16 protein-coding genes are annotated in these 18,513 nt (G+C 68.5%); all 16 read right to left on the reverse strand.

Translation table 11 applies throughout. The features are described 5' to 3' along the window. Positions 1-3: 3 nt before the first annotated feature. Complete coding sequence (gene rpsC, locus IRY44_RS17655) at positions 4-876, reverse strand: 30S ribosomal protein S3 (RefSeq protein WP_194801424.1); 873 nt, start codon at positions 874-876, stop codon at positions 4-6. Next, entirely contained in the window at positions 876-1,325 is a 450-nt protein-coding gene (gene rplV / locus IRY44_RS17660; protein WP_013288630.1) for a 50S ribosomal protein L22, read from the reverse strand. Before rplV ends, rpsC begins: the two co-directional genes overlap by 1 nt. A 40-nt stretch (positions 1,326-1,365) precedes the next feature. Continuing rightward, positions 1,366-1,647, reverse strand: a complete 282-nt coding sequence (gene rpsS, locus IRY44_RS17665; RefSeq protein WP_007073032.1) for a 30S ribosomal protein S19 — start codon at positions 1,645-1,647, stop codon at positions 1,366-1,368. 12 nt (positions 1,648-1,659) lie between these two features. Continuing rightward, positions 1,660-2,499, reverse strand: a complete 840-nt coding sequence (gene rplB, locus IRY44_RS17670; RefSeq protein WP_013288631.1) for a 50S ribosomal protein L2 — start codon at positions 2,497-2,499, stop codon at positions 1,660-1,662. 12 nt (positions 2,500-2,511) lie between these two features. Continuing rightward, positions 2,512-2,814 (reverse strand): 50S ribosomal protein L23, encoded by a 303-nt coding sequence (gene rplW, locus IRY44_RS17675; protein ID WP_013288632.1) that lies wholly within the window; start codon positions 2,812-2,814, stop codon positions 2,512-2,514. After that, a complete protein-coding gene (gene rplD, locus IRY44_RS17680; RefSeq protein WP_135242074.1) occupies positions 2,811-3,476 on the reverse strand; it encodes a 50S ribosomal protein L4 in 666 nt (221 codons plus the stop codon). Before rplD ends, rplW begins: the two co-directional genes overlap by 4 nt. After that, positions 3,473-4,138, reverse strand: coding sequence for a 50S ribosomal protein L3 (gene rplC, locus IRY44_RS17685; RefSeq protein ID WP_120573086.1), 666 nt, complete (start codon positions 4,136-4,138; stop codon positions 3,473-3,475). Before rplC ends, rplD begins: the two co-directional genes overlap by 4 nt. Positions 4,139-4,149: 11 nt before the next feature. After that, positions 4,150-4,458: a 30S ribosomal protein S10 gene (rpsJ, locus tag IRY44_RS17690; RefSeq protein ID WP_007073037.1), complete on the reverse strand. Its 309-nt coding sequence runs from the start codon at positions 4,456-4,458 to the stop codon at positions 4,150-4,152. A 355-nt stretch (positions 4,459-4,813) separates the two neighbouring features. Then, entirely contained in the window at positions 4,814-6,007 is a 1,194-nt protein-coding gene (gene tuf, locus IRY44_RS17695; protein ID WP_013288635.1) for an elongation factor Tu, read from the reverse strand. A gap of 223 nt (positions 6,008-6,230) precedes the next feature. Beyond that, the gene (gene fusA / locus IRY44_RS17700; RefSeq protein ID WP_194801425.1) at positions 6,231-8,327 is read right to left on the reverse strand and encodes an elongation factor G; all 2,097 of its coding nucleotides are present in this window, start codon (positions 8,325-8,327) and stop codon (positions 6,231-6,233) included. A gap of 75 nt (positions 8,328-8,402) precedes the next feature. Beyond that, the gene (rpsG, locus tag IRY44_RS17705) at positions 8,403-8,873 is read right to left on the reverse strand and encodes a 30S ribosomal protein S7 (RefSeq protein ID WP_013288637.1); all 471 of its coding nucleotides are present in this window, start codon (positions 8,871-8,873) and stop codon (positions 8,403-8,405) included. 1 nt (position 8,874) lies between these two features. Then, positions 8,875-9,249, reverse strand: coding sequence for a 30S ribosomal protein S12 (gene rpsL, locus IRY44_RS17710; RefSeq protein ID WP_007465318.1), 375 nt, complete (start codon positions 9,247-9,249; stop codon positions 8,875-8,877). 500 nt (positions 9,250-9,749) lie between these two features. Beyond that, positions 9,750-10,121, reverse strand: coding sequence for a hypothetical protein (locus tag IRY44_RS17715; protein WP_194801541.1), 372 nt, complete (start codon positions 10,119-10,121; stop codon positions 9,750-9,752). 375 nt (positions 10,122-10,496) lie between these two features. After that, the gene (locus IRY44_RS17720) at positions 10,497-10,865 is read right to left on the reverse strand and encodes a hypothetical protein (protein ID WP_194801426.1); all 369 of its coding nucleotides are present in this window, start codon (positions 10,863-10,865) and stop codon (positions 10,497-10,499) included. 96 nt (positions 10,866-10,961) lie between these two features. After that, positions 10,962-14,849: a DNA-directed RNA polymerase subunit beta' gene (locus IRY44_RS17725; protein ID WP_194801427.1), complete on the reverse strand. Its 3,888-nt coding sequence runs from the start codon at positions 14,847-14,849 to the stop codon at positions 10,962-10,964. An 80-nt stretch (positions 14,850-14,929) separates the two neighbouring features. Continuing rightward, entirely contained in the window at positions 14,930-18,361 is a 3,432-nt protein-coding gene (locus IRY44_RS17730; protein ID WP_013288641.1) for a DNA-directed RNA polymerase subunit beta, read from the reverse strand. Positions 18,362-18,513: the final 152 nt, after the last annotated feature.

Genomic DNA, 18,513 nt, shown 5'->3' on the forward strand with positions numbered 1-18,513 from the left:
CTGTCAGCCCTCCTGCTGCTGTTCTGCCGGCTGGGTCGCGGCTGCGGCGACAGCGCTGCTGTCGACGGGCTCACCGGCCGGCGTCTCCGCCTGCTGCGCGATGGTCGTCGCGGCAGCGCGGCCGGCCTCGGTGCCACCGGCGGTCGTACCGGACGAGCCCGAGCGGCCACGGCGCGGCCGGTCCGGCCGGTCGCCACGGTCACGGCGCGGGCCGCGCGACGGGGCGGCCTCGGCCGGGGCCTCGCGGCCCGGGACGGCGTCGCCCTTGTAGATCCAGACCTTCACGCCGATCCGGCCGAAGGTGGTACGGGCCTCGAAGAAGCCGTACTCGATGTTGGCCCGCAGCGTGTGCAGCGGAACCCGGCCCTCGCGGTAGAACTCGGTCCGGCTCATCTCGGCGCCGCCCAGACGGCCCGAGACCTGAACCCGGATGCCCTTGCAGGCGGGGTTCTTCATGGCGGACTGCATCGCCTTGCGCATGGCCCGACGGAAGCTGACCCGGCTGGACAGCTGCTCGGCGACGCCCTGGGCGACCAGCTGCGCGTCCGACTCGGGGTTCTTCACCTCGATGATGTTCAGCTGGACCTGCTTGCCGGTGAGCTTCTCCAGCTCGCCGCGGATCCGGTCGGCCTCCGCACCCTTACGGCCGATGACGATGCCCGGCCGGGCGGTGTGGATGTCGACGCGGACCCGGTCCCGGGTGCGCTCGATGTCGACCTTGGAGATGCCGGCGCGCTCGAGGCCCTTGGACATCATCCGGCGGATCTTGACGTCCTCGCCGATGTAGTCCTTGTAGAGCTTGTCCGCGAACCAGCGGGACTTCCAGTCGGTCGAGATGCCGAGCCGGAACCCGGTCGGGTGAACCTTCTGACCCATTACTCGGCACCCTCCGTCGTGCTCTGCTCCTCAGCGGCCGGCTTGGCCGGAGCGGCCTTCTTCGCCGACTTCTTCGGCGTGGCCGCCGCGACCGCCTCGACCGCCACGGTGATGTGGCACGTGCGCTTGCGGATCCGGTACGCCCGGCCCTGCGCCCGCGGCCGGAACCGCTTCATGGTCGGGCCCTCGTCGACGAACGCCTCGCTGACGAGCAGCGCGTCGGGGTCCAGCCGCTCGTTGTTCTCCGCGTTGGCGATCGCGCTCGCGAGCACCTTGTACACCTGCTCGCTCGCAGCCTGCGGCGCGAACTGCAGCACCGTGAGCGCCTCCTTCGCGGGCAGGCCGCGGACGAGGTTGACCACCCGGCGCGCCTTCATCGGCGAGATGCGCACGTGCCGCGCAACCGCCCGCGCGCCCGGAAGCACCGGAGCGTCGCCCTTTCCTGGCATCGCTGTAACCCCTTGTTCCTCTATCCGTATGCCCGCGGCGTCAGCGCCGGCGGCTCTTCCGGTCGTCCTTCTCGTGACCCTTGAACGTGCGGGTCAGCGCGAACTCGCCGAGCTTGTGCCCGACCATGGCCTCGGTCACGAAGACCGGGACGTGCTTACGTCCGTCGTGCACGGCGATCGTGTGACCCAGCATCTCCGGGATGATCGTCGAGCGGCGCGACCAGGTCTTGATGACGTTCTTCGAGCCCTTGTCGTTCTGCGTCTCCACCTTCTTGAGCAGGTGGTCGTCGACGAACGGGCCCTTCTTCAGGCTGCGAGGCATGTCTTATCTCCCTCAGCCGCGCTTACGCGTGGCGTAGCGGCGGCGGACGATCAGCCGGTCGCTCGGCTGGCCCTTACGACGGGTGCGGCCCTCGGGCTTACCCTGCGGGTTGACCGGGTGGCGACCACCGGAGGTCTTACCCTCACCACCACCGTGCGGGTGGTCGACCGGGTTCATCGCGACACCACGGACGGTCGGGCGCTTGCCCTTCCACCGCATACGGCCGGCCTTACCCCAGTTGATGTTCGACTGGTCGGCGTTGCCGATCTCGCCGATGCTGGCGCGGCAGCGCACGTCCACGCGCCGGATCTCACCGGACGGCATGCGGAGGGTCGCGTACGCGCCCTCACGGCCGAGCAGCTGGATGCCGACGCCGGCCGAGCGGGCCAGCTTGGCGCCGCCACCCGGACGCAGCTCCACGTTGTGGATGGTGGTACCGACCGGGATGTTGCGCAGCGGCAGGTTGTTGCCCGGCTTGATGTCGGCGCCCGGACCGGACTCGACGCGGTCGCCCTGCTTCAGGTCCTTCGGCGCGATGATGTAGCGCTTCTCGCCGTCGGCGTAGTGCAGCAGCGCGATGCGCGCGGTGCGGTTCGGGTCGTACTCGATGTGGGCGACCTTCGCCGGCACGCCGTCCTTGTCGACCCGCTTGAAGTCGATCAGACGGTACTGGCGCTTGTGGCCGCCACCGTGGTGCCGCGTGGTGATCCGGCCGTGGGCGTTGCGTCCGCCCTTCTTCGGCAGCGGAGCCAGCAGCGACTTCTCGGGCGTCGACCGGGTGATCTCGGCGAAGTCGGCAACGCTCGAGCCACGCCGGCCCGGCGTCGTCGGCTTGTACTTACGGATAGCCATTGTCTACACCCCTCAGCTGACCGGGCCGCCGAAGGCCTCGATACGGTCACCGTCAGCCAGCTTCACCATCGCGCGCTTGGTGTCCTTGCGCTTGCCGAACCCGGTACGGGTCCGCTTGCGCTTGCCCTCGCGGTTGAGCGTGTTGACCGTCAGGACGCGGACGTTGAAGATCTGCTGGATAGCGATCTTGATCTCGGTCTTGTTGGCGTCCGGGTGCACCAGGAAGGTGTACCAGTTGCGGTTCAGCTCGCTGTAGCTCTTCTCCGAGACGACCGGCGCGACGATGACGTCACGCGGATCGGCGATCGTGCTCACTTGCCATCCTCCTCGGTGGTCTCGGCGGGAACGCCCAGGAACTCGTCCAGGGCCTCCTTGGTGAAGACCACGTCGTCGGCCACCAGCACGTCGTAGGTGTTGAGCTGGCCGGCCTCGATCAGGTGCACCCGGCTGTCCCGCGCGTTACGCAGGTTCCGCAGCGACACCCAGTTCAGCTCGTCGGTGCTGCTCAGCACGACCAGGACCCGACGGGCCTCGGTGAGCTTGGTCAGCGTGGCCAGGGCCGCCTTGGTGGACGGCTTCTCGCCGGAGACGAACGCCTCGACGACGTGCACCTGGCCGGCGCGGGCCCGGTCGGAGAGGGCGCCACGCAGGGCGGCGGCCTTCATCTTCTTCGGGGTGCGCTGGCTGTAGTCGCGCGGCACCGGGCCGTGGACCACGCCACCGCCGGCGAACTGCGGCGCGCGGGTCGAGCCCTGGCGGGCACGACCGGTGCCCTTCTGCTTGTACGGCTTCTTGCCTCCACCGGAGACCTCGCCGCGGGTCTTCGTCTTGTGCGTACCCTGACGGGCCGCCGCGAGCTGGGCCACCACGACCTGGTGCATCAGGGCGATGTTGGCCTGCGCGTCGAAGATGTCGGCCGGCAGCTCGACGGAGCCGCTCTTGGCGCCTTCGACGTTGATGACGTCAACGGTGGTCACTTGGCCGCACCGCCCTTCTTCACCTTCGCCTTGGCCGCAGTGCGGACCAGGACCAGCGCGCCCTTCGGGCCGGGGATGGCGCCGCGGACGAGCAGGAGGTTGTTCTCGGTGTCGACCGCCTGGACGGTCAGGTTCTGGACGGTGTAGCGCACGCCACCCATCCGGCCCGCCATCCGGGTGCCCTTGAAGACGCGACCCGGGGTCGCGCAGGCGCCGATCGAGCCGGGCGAGCGGTGCTTGCGCTCGACACCGTGGCTGGCACGCAGACCGTGGAAGCCGTGCCGCTTCATCGGGCCGGCGTAGCCCTTGCCCTTGGTCTTGCCGGTCACGTCGATCACGACGCCGGCCGGGAACTCCTCGACCGTGACCTCCTGGCCCGGCGCGTAGTCCGCGGCGTCGGAGGTGCGCAGCTCGACGATGTGCCGGCGCGGCGCGACGTCCGCCTTGGCGTAGTGGCCGGCGACCGGCTTCTTGACCTTGCGCGGGTCGATGACCCCGTACGCCAGCTGGACCGCGGAGTAGCCGTCCTTGTCGGCGCTACGAACCTGGCTCACGACGCACGGGCCGGCCTGAACCACGGTCACGGGCACAACCTTGTTGTTGTCCCAGACCTGGGTCATGCCGAGCTTGGCGCCCAGGATCCCCTTGACTTGCCTGTCCATTTGTCCGGTCCCTACAGCTTGATCTCGATGTCGACGCCAGCCGGCAGGTCGAGGCGCATGAGCGAGTCGACCGTCTTCGGGGTCGGGTCGATGATGTCGATCAGACGCTTGTGCGTACGCATCTCGAAGTGCTCGCGCGAGTCCTTGTACTTGTGCGGCGAGCGGATGACGCAGAAACGGTTGATCTCCGTGGGCAGCGGCACCGGGCCAGCGACCTGCGCCCCGGTACGCGTCACCGTCTCGACGATCTTCCGAGCCGAGGAGTCGACGACCTCGTGGTCATAGGCCTTGAGCCGGATGCGGATCTTCTGTCCCGCCATGGTGGCTTCTGTTCCTTCTCTCGATGCCGCTGTGTTGCGGGCGCCTGTACCGGCTGGCACAGGCCCACTTCCGCCGACCCCCGCGGTCGGGCGTGTCGCGCCCGTGGGCCAGGCTCCGCCCCGGGACTCCGGAGCGATTCTCTGACCACGCGGTGGGTCATGGCGCCGATCGCGGGGGCCGCGACCTGGACGCCGCGCGAGGGTGGTTGACCGCCGATGGCGATCAACCACCCTACGCGAGACAGTCTGACTCCCGGAGGTCCAGCGTTAACCGGACGCAGGCGACCGACTGTCGTTACGCAACCTGACTAGTATGCCGCACGACCGGCGGCGACGCTAATCGGGGTTACCCAGCTCACTTGATGATCTTGGTGACGCGACCCGCGCCGACCGTACGACCACCCTCGCGGATCGCGAACTTCAGGTTCTCCTCCATGGCGATGGGCTGGATCAGCTTCACCGTCATCGAGGTGTTGTCGCCCGGCATGACCATCTCGGTGCCCTCGGGCAGCGTGACGACGCCGGTGACGTCCGTGGTCCGGAAGTAGAACTGCGGGCGGTAGTTCTGGAAGAACGGGGTGTGCCGGCCGCCCTCCTCCTTGGAGAGGATGTAGACCGTCGCCTCGAACTCCGTGTGCGGGGTCGTGGTGCCCGGCTTGATGACGACCATGCCGCGCTCGACGTCCTCGCGCTTGATGCCGCGCAGCAGCAGACCGACGTTCTCACCCGCGCGGGCCTCGTCGAGCAGCTTGCGGAACATCTCGATGCCGGTGCAGGTGGTCTTCATCGACTTCTCACGGATGCCGACGATCTCCACCTCCTCGTTCGGCTTGAGGATGCCGCGCTCGGCGCGACCGGTGACCACGGTGCCGCGACCGGTGATCGTGAAGACGTCCTCGATGGGCATGAGGAACGGCTTCTCGGTCTCGCGCTCCGGCTGCGGGATCGCGGTGTCCACGGCGTTCATCAGGTCCAGGAGCTTCCCGGTCCACTCCGGGTCGCCCTCGAGGGCCTTCAGCGCCGAGACCCGGACGACCGGCAGGTCGTCACCCGGGTACTCCTGCGAGGAGAGCAGCTCACGGACCTCGAGCTCGACGAGCTCCAGGAGCTCCTCGTCGTCGACCATGTCGCTCTTGTTGAGCGCCACGACGATGTACGGCACACCGACCTGACGGGCCAGCAGCACGTGCTCGCGGGTCTGCGGCATCGGGCCGTCGGTCGCCGCCACCACCAGGATCGCGCCGTCCATCTGCGCGGCACCGGTGATCATGTTCTTGATGTAGTCGGCGTGACCGGGGCAGTCGACGTGCGCGTAGTGACGCGCCTCGGTCTGGTACTCGACGTGCGCGATGGAGATCGTGATGCCGCGGGCCTTCTCCTCCGGCGCCTTGTCGATCTCGTCGAACGGCGTGTACGGGTTCAGGTCCGGGTACTGGTCGTGCAGGACCTTGGTGATGGCCGCCGTCAGCGTCGTCTTACCGTGGTCGATGTGACCAATGGTGCCGATGTTGACGTGCGGCTTAGTCCGCTCGAACTTCGCCTTCGCCACTGGTGTCCTCCTGTGGACTTTCTTGGTTCGTTCGCCCCGGCGCGCCGTTCGGCGCTTAGGACTCTGTCGACAGCCTTTCCGGCCGGAAGGCCGGAGAGCTTTTGTGGGTTCTGCGGCGATGAAGCCTACAGGCCCGGTCTCACGCAACCCGATCGAGGTGGCCGCGGGCGGGAGAACCCTCCCGCGACCGCCCTCGCGTCATCGGATCAGCCGAGGGTGAGTGTCACTCACCCGTCGACTTGGCGATGATCTCCTTGGCCACCGAGGCCGGAACCTCGGCGTAGGAGTCGAACTGCATGCTGTAGCTAGCCCGGCCCTGGGTCTTCGACCGCAGGTCGCCGACGTAGCCGAACATCTCCGACAGCGGCACCAGAGCCCGGACGACGCGAGCGCCGCTGCGCTCCTCCATCGCCTGGATGATGCCACGCCGGGAGTTGAGGTCGCCGATGACGTCACCCATGTTCTCCTCCGGAGTGGTGACCTCAACGGCCATCATCGGCTCGAGGAGAGCGGGGTCGGCCTTGCGGGCCGCCTCCTTCATCGCCATCGAGCCGGCGATCTTGAACGCCATCTCCGACGAGTCGACCTCGTGGTACTGGCCGTCCACCAAGGTGAGCTTGACGCCCACCAGGGGGAAGCCGGCGAGGATGCCGTACTGCATGGCGTCCTGCGCACCCGCGTCCACCGAGGGGATGAACTCCCGGGGGATGCGGCCACCGGTCACCGCGTTGGCGAACTCGTACGTCGGGGCGTCGTTGCCCAGCGGCAGCGGCTCCACGCTGATGATCACGCGAGCGTACTGGCCGGAACCACCGGTCTGCTTCTTGTGGGTGTACTCGACCTTCTCCACCTTGCGGCGGATGGTCTCGCGGTACGCCACCTGCGGCTTACCGATGTTCGCCTCGACGTTGAACTCGCGGCGCATCCGGTCGACCAGGATGTCCAGGTGAAGCTCGCCCATGCCGGAGATGACCGTCTGACCGGTCTGGTCGTCCAGCTTGACGCGGAAGGTCGGGTCCTCCTCGGCCAGCCGCTGGATGGCGGTGCTGAGCTTCTCCTGGTCGGCCTTGGTCTTCGGCTCGATGGCCACCTCGATGACCGGCTCCGGGAAGGTCATCGACTCCAGGATGACCGGGTTCGCCGGGTCGCACAGCGTGTCACCGGTGGTGGTCTGCTTCAGACCCTGCACCGCGATGATGTCGCCGGCCTGGGCGGAGCTGCGCTCCTCCCGCTTGTTGGCGTGCATCTGGTAGATCTTGCCGATCCGCTCCTTGCGGTCCTTGGTGGAGTTGATCACCTGAGAACCGGACTCGAGCGTGCCGGAGTAGATCCGGACGTACGTCAGCTTGCCGAGGTGCTTGTCGGTCTGGATCTTGAAGGCCAGGCCGGAGAACGGCTCGGAGACCGAGGGCTTCCGCTGCAGCGGGGTCTCGCCGTCGGTGGCCGTACCCTCGATCGCCGGGATGTCCAGCGGCGAGGGCAGGTACGCGACGACCGCGTCCAGCATCGGCTGGATGCCCTTGTTCTTGAAGGCGGTACCGGTGAGGACCGGGTTGGCCTTGCCGGCGATGGTGGCCCGGCGGATGGCGGCCTTGATCTCGTCGACCGAGATCTCCTCGCCCTCGAGGTACTTCTCCATCACCGAGTCGTCGACGTCGGCGAGGGTCTCCATCAGCTTCTCGCGCCACTCGGCGGCCGAGTCGGCGAGGTCGGCCGGGATGTCCTCGACCGCGTAGTCCTCACCCTTCTGGGTCTCGCCGCGCCAGGTCAGCGCACGCATCTCGACCAGGTCGACCACGCCGATGAAGTCGGACTCGGCGCCGATCGGGATCTGGAGGACCAGCGGGGTGGCGTTGAGCCGGTCGATCATCATCTGCACGCAGCGGAAGAAGTCGGCGCCGGTCCGGTCGAGCTTGTTGACGAAGCACATCCGGGGGACGTTGTACTTGTCCGCCTGCCGCCAGACGTTCTCCGTCTGGGGCTCCACGCCGGCCACGCCGTCGTAGACCGCGACCGCACCGTCCAGAACACGCAGCGACCGCTCGACCTCGACCGTGAAGTCGACGTGGCCGGGCGTGTCGATGATCTGGATCGTGTGGCCCTTCCACTCGCACTTGGTGGCGGCGGAAGTGATGGTGATACCGCGCTCCTGCTCCTGCTCCATCCAGTCCATGACGGCGGCGCCCTCGTGGACCTCACCGATCTTGTACGTGATGCCGGTGTAGAACAGGATTCGCTCGGTGGTAGTGGTCTTACCGGCATCGATGTGGGCCATGATGCCGATGTTGCGTACGTTGGCGAGCGCGTCTGCGGCGGCCACTTCAATCCCTACTTATCGTCGTCTCGACACAACTGGTGGCGGTTCCGGCGCCGGTGGGCGCCGGAACCTCAGGTGTTACCAGCGGTAGTGCGCGAAGGCCTTGTTCGACTCGGCCATCTTGTGCGTGTCCTCACGCCGCTTGACGGCGGCGCCGAGGCCGTTGCTCGCGTCCAGCAGCTCGTTCATCAGCCGCTCGACCATGGTCTTCTCGCGACGGGCGCGGGAGTAGGTCACCAGCCAGCGCAGACCGAGCGTGGTCGCACGGGACGGCCGGACCTCGACCGGAACCTGGTAGGTGGCGCCACCGACACGGCGGCTGCGCACCTCGAGGGTCGGCTTGACGTTGTCCATCGCGCGCTTGAGCGTGACGACGGGGTCGGTGCCGGACTTCTCGCGGCAGCCCTCCAGGGCGGCGTACACGATGCGCTCGGCGAGCTGACGCTTGCCGCGCAGCAGGATCTTGTTCACCAGCTGGGTGACCAGGGGCGAGTTGTACACCGGGTCAGCGACCAGCGGCTTCCGCGGAGCGGGTCCCTTACGCGGCATGTCAGCTCTTCTCCTTCTTCGCGCCGTAGCGGCTGCGAGCCTGCTTGCGGTTGCGGACACCCTGGGTGTCCAGCGAACCGCGCACGATCTTGTACCGCACGCCCGGGAGGTCCTTCACACGACCGCCGCGCACGAGCACGATCGAGTGCTCCTGGAGGTTGTGGCCGACGCCCGGGATGTAGGCGGTCACCTCGATCTGGCTGCTGAGCTTGACACGAGCGACCTTGCGCAGCGCCGAGTTCGGCTTCTTCGGGGTGGTGGTGTACACGCGGGTGCACACGCCGCGCCGCTGGGGAGACCCCTTGAGCGCCGGGGTCTTGGTCTTGGTCGTCTTGGCCTGACGGCCCTTTCGGACCAACTGCTGAATGGTGGGCACCGGGTTTCTCCGCTCCCTTCGGCCGCTGCGAGGCGACCGCGCCGTCTGCTCCAGCCGTCCGGGTGGGCGGCTCTCCTACATTCCAACCAGGGCCGCCTGACGGCTCCCCAGCACCCGCGGTCGGGCGTGTCGCCCGAGTCACGGTTCCGGTGCCGGCCGCTGACGCGTCGTACCGGATCTTCTGGTCTTGGTGGTGCGACCGCGCGATCACCGGCTGACCGGTTCCAGCGCACGCACGCATTGCCCGGGCGGGCCCGGGCACAAGGGGAAAGAGTACCTACCACAGCCGCGCCGGTCAAAACGGATGGGTCGGGAAGGACCGCTGTGCGGTCCGCCGCCCGGTCTCCGGGTCGCCGATGCGCCGGTGATGGGCACCTACAGTGACAAGTGTACCGGCTCGCCCGCCGCACGACCCGGCGGCCCCGACACCGCCCGGCCTTCGGGCACCCGGACATACCGCACAACCCAGGTCACCGGCCGCAGGCGTCGCAGACACGGCGTCACGTGATCTGCACCACCAGGGCCAGCGCGAGCCCGATCAGGCCGAACAGCAGGCCCGCCGCCCCGCAGGAGATTCCCGCCACGGCCAGGCCGGCGCCGGTGAAGCGCACCGACGGCGGCGGCGCCGGCCGCCGGATCTGCCGCCGGGCGAGCAACCCGGCCACCATCGCGCCGACGCCGATCAGCCCGCCCAGCACGGTGAACGCGCCCGCCGCCCAGGCGCCGCCCACGTTGCGGCCGGCCAGGCCGAAGCACAACACCAGCAGCGACACCCCGATCGCGGCGATACCGGCGACGAGCGACCCGATCGCCAGGCCGGAGGTGACCGGCGGCACGTCGAGGTGGACCACGCCGAACGGCGTACCGGGCACCGCGTCGACCCGCTTCGGCGGCCGCGGCGTCTCGGCCGGCGGGGGCGGAAGCGCCGGCCCGCCGTGCGGGCCCCAGCCACCGTGGCCCGGCGCGCTCCCCGGTGCCGGCCACCCGCCGCCGTGCACCGGCTGACTCCCCGGGTACGCCGCGAACCCCGGCCCGTGCGCCGGTGGACCCCCCGGGTACGGCCCGTGCGCCGGCGCGGACGCGGGACCCGGCGGGTACGGCCCGGGGCGGGTCGGGTCGCCTCCCGGCGCGGCCGGTTCCGTCACGGGGTCCTCCTGTCCACACGCCCGCCGCGCGGCGGACACCGGCCAGGCTACCGCCGCCGATCATTGCGAGGTGGGCGGGCGCGGGCCCGCTCCCCCACCGGGTCAGTCGAAGTTCGGCGCGAAATCGTGGCCGAACGACGCGTCCGCGGCCCGGACCACCCCGATCACCACCGCCGCGACGACCGCGGCGGCGGTCAGCACCAGGCCGGTCCGCGCCATCTGCTCGCCGCGCCGCAGCCAGTCCGCGCCGGTGAGATAACCACCCGACGCGTACGCCTCCCGGCGGGCCTGCCGGGCGAGCACGAGCGCGATGGTGGCCGGCACCGCCCCGCCGATGAAGAACCCGGTGAGCGCGCCGATCAGCCCGAGCGCGAAGACGGCGCGGGCCTTCGTGGAGCGGACCGGTTCCGGATCCTGCGGATGGCGGTACGCCTGAGGCACGACGGGCGCCTGCCCGGGCACGGTCGTCATGCCTCCATCATGCCCCGGATCCGGTCCCCCGGTCCCGGCACTCCGGACGCGACGAGGCCCCCGGCGGATGCCGGGGGCCTCGTCGTTGCCTACTGCTTAGCGGTACGACCCGAAGTCGAAGTCGTCCAGCGGAACCGCCTGGCCGCTGGCCGGCCCGAAGCCGTAGTCGGTCTCCGGGTAGCCGGTCATCGAGTAGACCTTGGCCTTCGCCTCCTCGGTCGGCTCGACCCGGACGTTGCGGTACTTGCTGATGCCCGTACCGGCCGGGATGAGCTTACCGATGATCACGTTCTCCTTGAGGCCGATCAGCGAGTCGCTGCGGGCGTGGATCGCCGCGTCCGTCAGCACCCGGGTGGTCTCCTGGAAGGAGGCCGCCGACAGCCAGGAGTCAGTGGCCAGCGAGGCCTTGGTGATACCCATCAGCACCGGGCGACCGGCGGCGGGCTCGCCACCCTCGCCGACGAGCCGGCGGTTCTCCGACTCGAACAGCGCCCGGTCGACCAGCACACCCGGCAGGAACTCGGTCGAGCCGGAGTCGATCACCGTCACCCGCTTGAGCATCTGGCGGATGATGATCTCGATGTGCTTGTCGTGGATGAGCACACCCTGCGAGCGGTAGACCTCCTGGACCTCCTGGGTCAGGTGGACCTGGACCGCACGCGGGCCGAGGATGCGCAGCAGCTCGTGCGGGTCGATGGTGCCCTCGGTGAGCTTCTCGCCGACCTCGACGTGGTCGCCGTCGTGCGCCCGGAGCCGGACCCGCTTCGAGATCTTGTCGTAGACGATCTCGTCGCTGCCGTCGTCCGGGATGACCACGATCTTGCGGGACCGCTCGCCGTCCTCGATCCGAATGCGGCCCGGGGTGTCGGCGATGGGCGCCTTACCCTTCGGCACCCGGGCCTCGAAGATCTCCTGGACACGGGGCAGACCCTGGGTGATGTCCTCACCCGCGACACCACCGGTGTGGAAGGTACGCATCGTCAGCTGCGTACCCGGCTCACCGATCGACTGGGCGGCGATGATGCCGACCGCCTCGCCGACGTCCACGGTCTTGCCGGTCGGCAGCGAGCGGCCGTAGCACGCACCGCAGACGCCCAGCTTCGACTCGCAGGTGAGCACGCTGCGCACCCGCACCGTCTCCACGCCGGCGGCGACGATCGCGTCGACCCCGATGGAGTTGATGTCCTGGCCGCGGTGGGCGACCACGGTGCCGTCCGGGCCCTTGATGTCGTCGGCGAGCGTCCGGGCGTGCACGCTGGTCTCGGCGTGCTCGTGCACGACCAGCTTGCCGTCGATGCGCTCACCGATCTGCATCGGGATGGCACGGTCGGTGCCGCAGTCCTCCTCGCGGATGATGACGTCCTGCGAGACGTCCACCAGACGCCGGGTCAGGTAACCCGAGTCGGCGGTACGCAGGGCGGTGTCCGCGAGGCCCTTACGGGCACCGTGCGTGGAGATGAAGTACTCCAGCACGGACAGACCCTCCCGGTAGCTGGCCTTGATCGGCCGCGGGATGATCTCGCCCTTCGGGTTGGCCACCAGACCACGGATCGCCGCGATCTGCCGGAGCTGGAGCAGGTTACCGCGGGCACCCGAGTTGATCATCTTCCACAGCGGGTTCTCCTGCGGCAGCGCGGTGTCCATCTCCTTGGCGACCTCGTTGGTCGCCTTGGTCCAGATCTCGATGAGCTCGCCGCGGCGCTCCTCGGCGGTCATCAGACCACGCTGGTACTGCTTGTCGATCCGGTCGGCTTCCTTCTCGTACCGCTCCAGGATCTCCCGCTTGCGCGGCGGAGCGATGACGTCCTCCATGCCGATGGTGACGCCGGACCAGGTGGCCCAGTGGAAACCGGCCTCCTTGAGCCCGTCCAGGGTGGCCGCCAGGGCCACCTTCGGGAAGCGCTCGGCGAGGTCGTTGACGATCGCGGAGAGCTGGCCCTTGCGGATCTCGTAGTTCACGAAGCGGTAGCCCGGGGGCAGCGTCTCGTTGAACAGGACCCGGCCCAGCGTGGTCTCCACGGTCACCGGCTCGCCCTCGGTCCACCCCTCGGGGGCGGTCCACGGCTCGGCGCCGGCACCGTTGTCCACCCCGACCACGTCGCGCAGCCGGATCCGGACCGGAGCCTGCAGGTGCAGCTCGCCGTTGTCGTACGCCATCCGCGCCTCGGCGTCCGAGCTGAACGCCCGGCCCTCGCCCTTGCCCCCCGGAGTGAGGTGGGTGAGGTGGTACAGACCGATGACCATGTCCTGGGTGGGCATGGTGACCGGCTTGCCGTCGGCCGGCTTGAGGATGTTGTTCGACGACAGCATCAGGATCCGCGCCTCGGCCTGGGCCTCGGCGGACAGCGGCACGTGGACCGCCATCTGGTCACCGTCGAAGTCGGCGTTGAACGCGGTGCAGACCAGCGGGTGGATCTGGATGGCCTTGCCCTCGACCAGCTGCGGCTCGAAGGCCTGGATGCCCAGGCGGTGCAGGGTCGGCGCGCGGTTCAGCAGCACCGGGTGCTCGCCGATGACCTCTTCCAGCACGTCCCACACGACCGGCCGCTGCCGCTCGACCATCCGCTTGGCGGACTTGATGTTCTGCGCGTGGTTGAGGTCGACCAGCCGCTTCATCACGAACGGCTTGAACAGCTCCAGCGCCATCTGCTTGGGCAGGCCGCACTGGTGCAGCTTGAGCTTCGGGCCGACCACGATGACCGAACGGCCGGAGTAGTCGACGCGCTTGCCGAGCAGGTTCTGACGGAACCGGCCCTGCTTGCCCTTGAGCATGTCGGACAGCGACTTCAGCGGCCGGTTACCCGGGCCGGTGACCGGACGACCACGGCGGCCGTTGTCGAACAGCGCGTCGACGGCCTCCTGGAGCATCCGCTTCTCGTTGTTGACGATGATCTCGGGCGCGCCGAGGTCGATCAGCCGCTTGAGGCGGTTGTTCCGGTTGATCACACGCCGGTACAGGTCGTTCAGGTCGGAGGTCGCGAAGCGGCCACCGTCGAGCTGCACCATCGGGCGCAGGTCCGGCGGGATGACCGGGACGCAGTCCAGCACCATGCCGAGCGGCGAGTTGCGGGTGTTCTGGAACGCCGCGACGACCTTGAGCCGCTTGAGCGCCCGGATCTTCCGCTGGCCCTTGCCGGAGCGGATGGTCTCGCGCAGGTTCTCGGCCTCGGCCTCCAGGTCCATGTTCTGGACCAGGGCCTTGATCGCCTCGGCGCCCATGCTGCCGGTGAAGTACTCACCGAAGCGGTCGCGCAGCTCGCGGTAGAGCAGCTCGTCGGTGACCAGCTGCTTCGGCTCCAGCTTGCGGAAGGTGTCGAGGACCTCGTCGAGGCGGTCGATCTCGCGCTGGGCCCGGTCGCGGATCTGGCGCATCTCGCGCTCTCCGCCCTCCTTGACCTTGCGCCGGACGTCCGCCTTCGCGCCCTCGGCCTCCAGCTCGGCCAGGTCGGCCTCCAGCTTGGCGGCCCGCTTCTCGATCTCCGAGTCGCGGCTGTTCTCGGCCTGCCGCTTCTCGGCGAGGATCTCGTTCTCGATGGTCGAGAGGTCGCGGTGACGCGCTTCGGCGTCCACGCTCGTCACGACGTACGAGGCGAAGTAGATGATCTTCTCGAGGTCCTTGGGGGCGAGGTCCAGCAGGTAGCCCAGCCGGCTCGGCACGCCCTTGAAGTACCAGATGTGGGTCACCGGAGCGGCCAGCTCGATGTGACCCATCCGCTCCCGGCGAACCTTGGAGCGGGTCACCTCGACGCCGCAGCGCTCGCAGATGATGCCCTTGAAGCGAACCCGCTTGTACTTACCGCAGTAGCACTCCCAGTCCCGCTGCGGACCGAAGATCTTCTCGCAGAAGAGCCCGTCCTTCTCCGGCTTGAGGGTGCGGTAGTTGATGGTCTCGGGCTTCTTGACCTCGCCGTGGGACCACTGACGGATGTCGTCAGCGGTGGCGAGGCCGATGCGCAGCTCGTCGAAGAAGTTGACGTCGAGCACTATGTCCCCTATGTCGTCGTCTGTACTGCTAGCTAACGAGTGGGATCCGGGGCAGGGTCACCCTGCCCCGGATCACCACCTCAGACCTCTTCGACCGAGCTCGGCTCGCGCCGGGACAGGTCGATGCCCAGCTCCTCCGCCGCCCGGAACACCTCGTCGTCGGTCTCGCGCATCTCCAGGGCCACACCGTCGCTGGAGAGCACCTCGACGTTGAGGCACAGCGACTGCAGCTCCTTGAGCAGCACCTTGAACGACTCCGGGATGCCCGGCTCGGGGATGTTCTCGCCCTTGACGATCGCCTCGTAGACCTTGACCCGGCCCAGGACGTCGTCGGACTTGATGGTCAGCAGCTCCTGCAGGGCGTAGGCGGCGCCGTACGCCTGCATGGCCCAGCACTCCATCTCACCGAAGCGCTGGCCACCGAACTGCGCCTTACCACCCAGCGGCTGCTGCGTGATCATCGAGTACGGGCCGGTCGACCGGGCGTGGATCTTGTCGTCGACCAGGTGGTTGAGCTTCAGGATGTAGACGTAGCCGACCGCGATCGGGTCGGGCAGCGGCTCGCCGGAACGACCGTCGAACAGCTGCGCCTTGCCGCTGCCCCCGATGAGCTGGTTGCCGTCCCGGTTGGGCAGGGTCGACGCCAGCAGACCGGAGATCTCCTCCTCGCGGGCACCGTCGAAGACCGGAGTGGCCACGTTGGTGTCCGGCTCGGACTCGTGCGCGTTGATCGAGCGGAGCTGGCGCTTCCACTCGGCGTCGTCGCCGTCCACGCTCCAGCCGGTCTTGGCCACCCACCCGAGGTGGGTCTCCAGGACCTGGCCGATGTTCATCCGGGACGGCACACCGAGCGGGTTCAGCACGATGTCGACCGGGGTGCCGTCCTCCAGGAACGGCATGTCCTCGATCGGCAGGATCTTGGAGATGACGCCCTTGTTGCCGTGGCGGCCCGCGAGCTTGTCACCGTCCTGGATCTTGCGCTTCTGGGCCACGTAGACCCGCACCAGCTCGTTCACGCCCGGGGGCAGCTCGTCGCCGTCCTCGCGGGAGAAGGTACGCACACCGATGACCGTGCCGGTCTCGCCGTGCGGCACCTTCAGCGAGGTGTCCCGGACCTCGCGCGCCTTCTCGCCGAAGATCGCGCGGAGCAGCCGCTCCTCGGGGGTCAGCTCGGTCTCACCCTTCGGGGTGACCTTGCCGACCAGGATGTCGCCGGGGACGACCTCGGCGCCGATCCGGATGATGCCGCGCTCGTCGAGGTCCGCGAGCATCTCCTCGCTGACGTTCGGGATGTCGCGGGTGATCTCCTCCGGGCCGAGCTTGGTGTCCCGGGCGTCGACCTCGTGCTCCTCGATGTGGATCGAGGTGAGCACGTCCTGCTGCACGAGGCGCTGCGACAGGATGATCGCGTCCTCGTAGTTGTGGCCCTCCCAGCACATGAACGCCACCAGCAGGTTGCGTCCGAGCGCCATCTCGCCCTCGTCGGTGCACGGACCGTCGGCGATGACCTGACCGGCCTCGACGCGGTCGCCCTCGAAGACGACCGGCTTCTGGTTGACGCAGGAGCCGGCGTTGGAGCGGCGGAACTTGTGCAGCAGGTACGTCCGGCGGTGGCCGTCGTCCTGGTGGACGGTGATGTAGTCCGCGCACAGGTCCTCGACCACACCGCCGACCTCGGCGACGACGACGTCACCGGCGTCGACCGCGGCGCGGTACTCCATGCCCGTACCGACCAGCGGGGCCTCGGCCTTGACCAGCGGCACCGCCTGACGCTGCATGTTCGCGCCCATGAGCGCGCGGTTGGCGTCGTCGTGCTCCAGGAACGGGATCATCGCGGTGGCGACCGAGGTCATCTGCCGCGGCGACACGTCCATGTAGTCCACGGCGCCCGGCGCGACGTCCTCGGTCTCGCCGCCCTTACGGCGGACCAGGACGCGGTCCTCGGCGAAGGTGCCGTCCGACTTCAGCGGGGCGTTCGCCTGCGCCTTGACGAACCGGTCCTCCTCGTCCGCGGTCAGGTAGTCGATCTGGTCGGTGACCCGGCCGTCGATGACCTTCCGGTACGGCGTCTCGATGAAGCCGAACGGGTTGACCCGGGCGAACGTGGACAGCGCGCCGATCAGGCCGATGTTCGGGCCTTCCGGCGTCTCGATCGGGCACATCCGGCCGTAGTGGGACGGGTGCACGTCGCGGACCTCGAAGCCGGCCCGCTCGCGGGACAGACCACCCGGGCCGAGCGCGCTCAGCCGGCGCCGGTGGGTCAGGCCCGCCAGCGGGTTGGTCTGGTCCATGAACTGGGACAGCTGCGACGTACCGAAGAACTCCTTGATCGCCGCCACCACCGGGCGGATGTTGATCAGGGTCTGCGGCGTGATCGCCTCGACGTCCTGGGTGGTCATCCGCTCGCGGACGACCCGCTCCATCCGGGAGAGACCCACCCGGACCTGGTTCTGGATCAGCTCGCCCACGGTACGCAGGCGACGGTTGCCGAAGTGGTCGATGTCGTCGGCCTCGTAGCCCTCCTCACCGGCGTGCAGCCGGCAGAGGTATTCCACGGTGGCGACGATGTCGTCCTCGGTGAGCGTGCCGGTGGTGATCGGCACGTCCAGCTCGAGCTTCTTGTTGAACTTGTAGCGCCCGACCTTGGCGACGTCGTACCGCTTCGGGTTGAAGAAGAGGTTGTCGAGCAGGGTCTGGGCGTTCTCACGGGTCGGCGGCTCGCCAGGGCGGAGCTTCCGGTAGATGTCGAGCAGGGCCTCGTCCTGGCCGGCGATGTGGTCCTTCTCGAGCGTGGTCATCATGAGCTCGGACCAGCCGAACTTCTCACGGATGCGCTCGGCGGACCACCCGATGGCCTTGAGCAGGACGGTGACGGCCTGGCGGCGCTTGCGGTCGATGCGAACGCCGACCGTGTCGCGCTTGTCGATGTCGAACTCCAGCCAGGCACCCCGGCTCGGGATGACCTTGACGCTGGAGAGGTCGCGGTCGGAGGTCTTGTCCGGCTGCTTGTCGAAGTACACGCCCGGCGAGCGGACGAGCTGGCTGACCACGACGCGCTCGGTGCCGTTGATGATGAAGGTGCCCTTCGGCGTCATCATCGGGAAGTCACCCATGAACACCGTCTGGCTCTTGATCTCGCCAGTGGTGTTGTTGGTGAACTCCGCGGTCACGAACAGCGGCGCGCAGTAGGTCAGGTCCTTCTCCTTGCACTCCTCGATCGAGGCCTTGACCTCGTCGAAGCGCGGAGCCGAGAAGGAGAGCGACATGGTGCCGGAGAAGTCCTCAATGGGACTGATCTCGTCGAGGATCTCCGCGAGACCCGAGCGTGCGTGCGGGTCGTCCGCCGACCGGCCCTGCCAAGCCTCGTTGCCGACGAGCCAGTCGAAGGACTCGTTCTGGATGGCGAGGAGGTTGGGGACCTCGAGGTGTTCGGTGATCCGACCGAAAGAAACTCGGCGGGGCGCGAATGCGCTCGACGTACGACTGGTCTTCGCAGGGCGGGAAGCTGCCAAGATGCGTCCTTCCGAGGACCGGTGCTGCAGAACGGCTGGTACGCGTGCACTCCAATGACCCCACCAGAAATATCCACAATCGGACATTTCCGAGCAGGGGTCAAGTCGGAAGGCAGCGCAAACTAGCAGTGTAGCCGAGAGGCTAACCGCTG

The sequence above is a fragment of the Micromonospora sp. ANENR4 genome (assembly GCF_015354395.1).
Taxonomy (GTDB): domain Bacteria; phylum Actinomycetota; class Actinomycetes; order Mycobacteriales; family Micromonosporaceae; genus Micromonospora; species Micromonospora aurantiaca.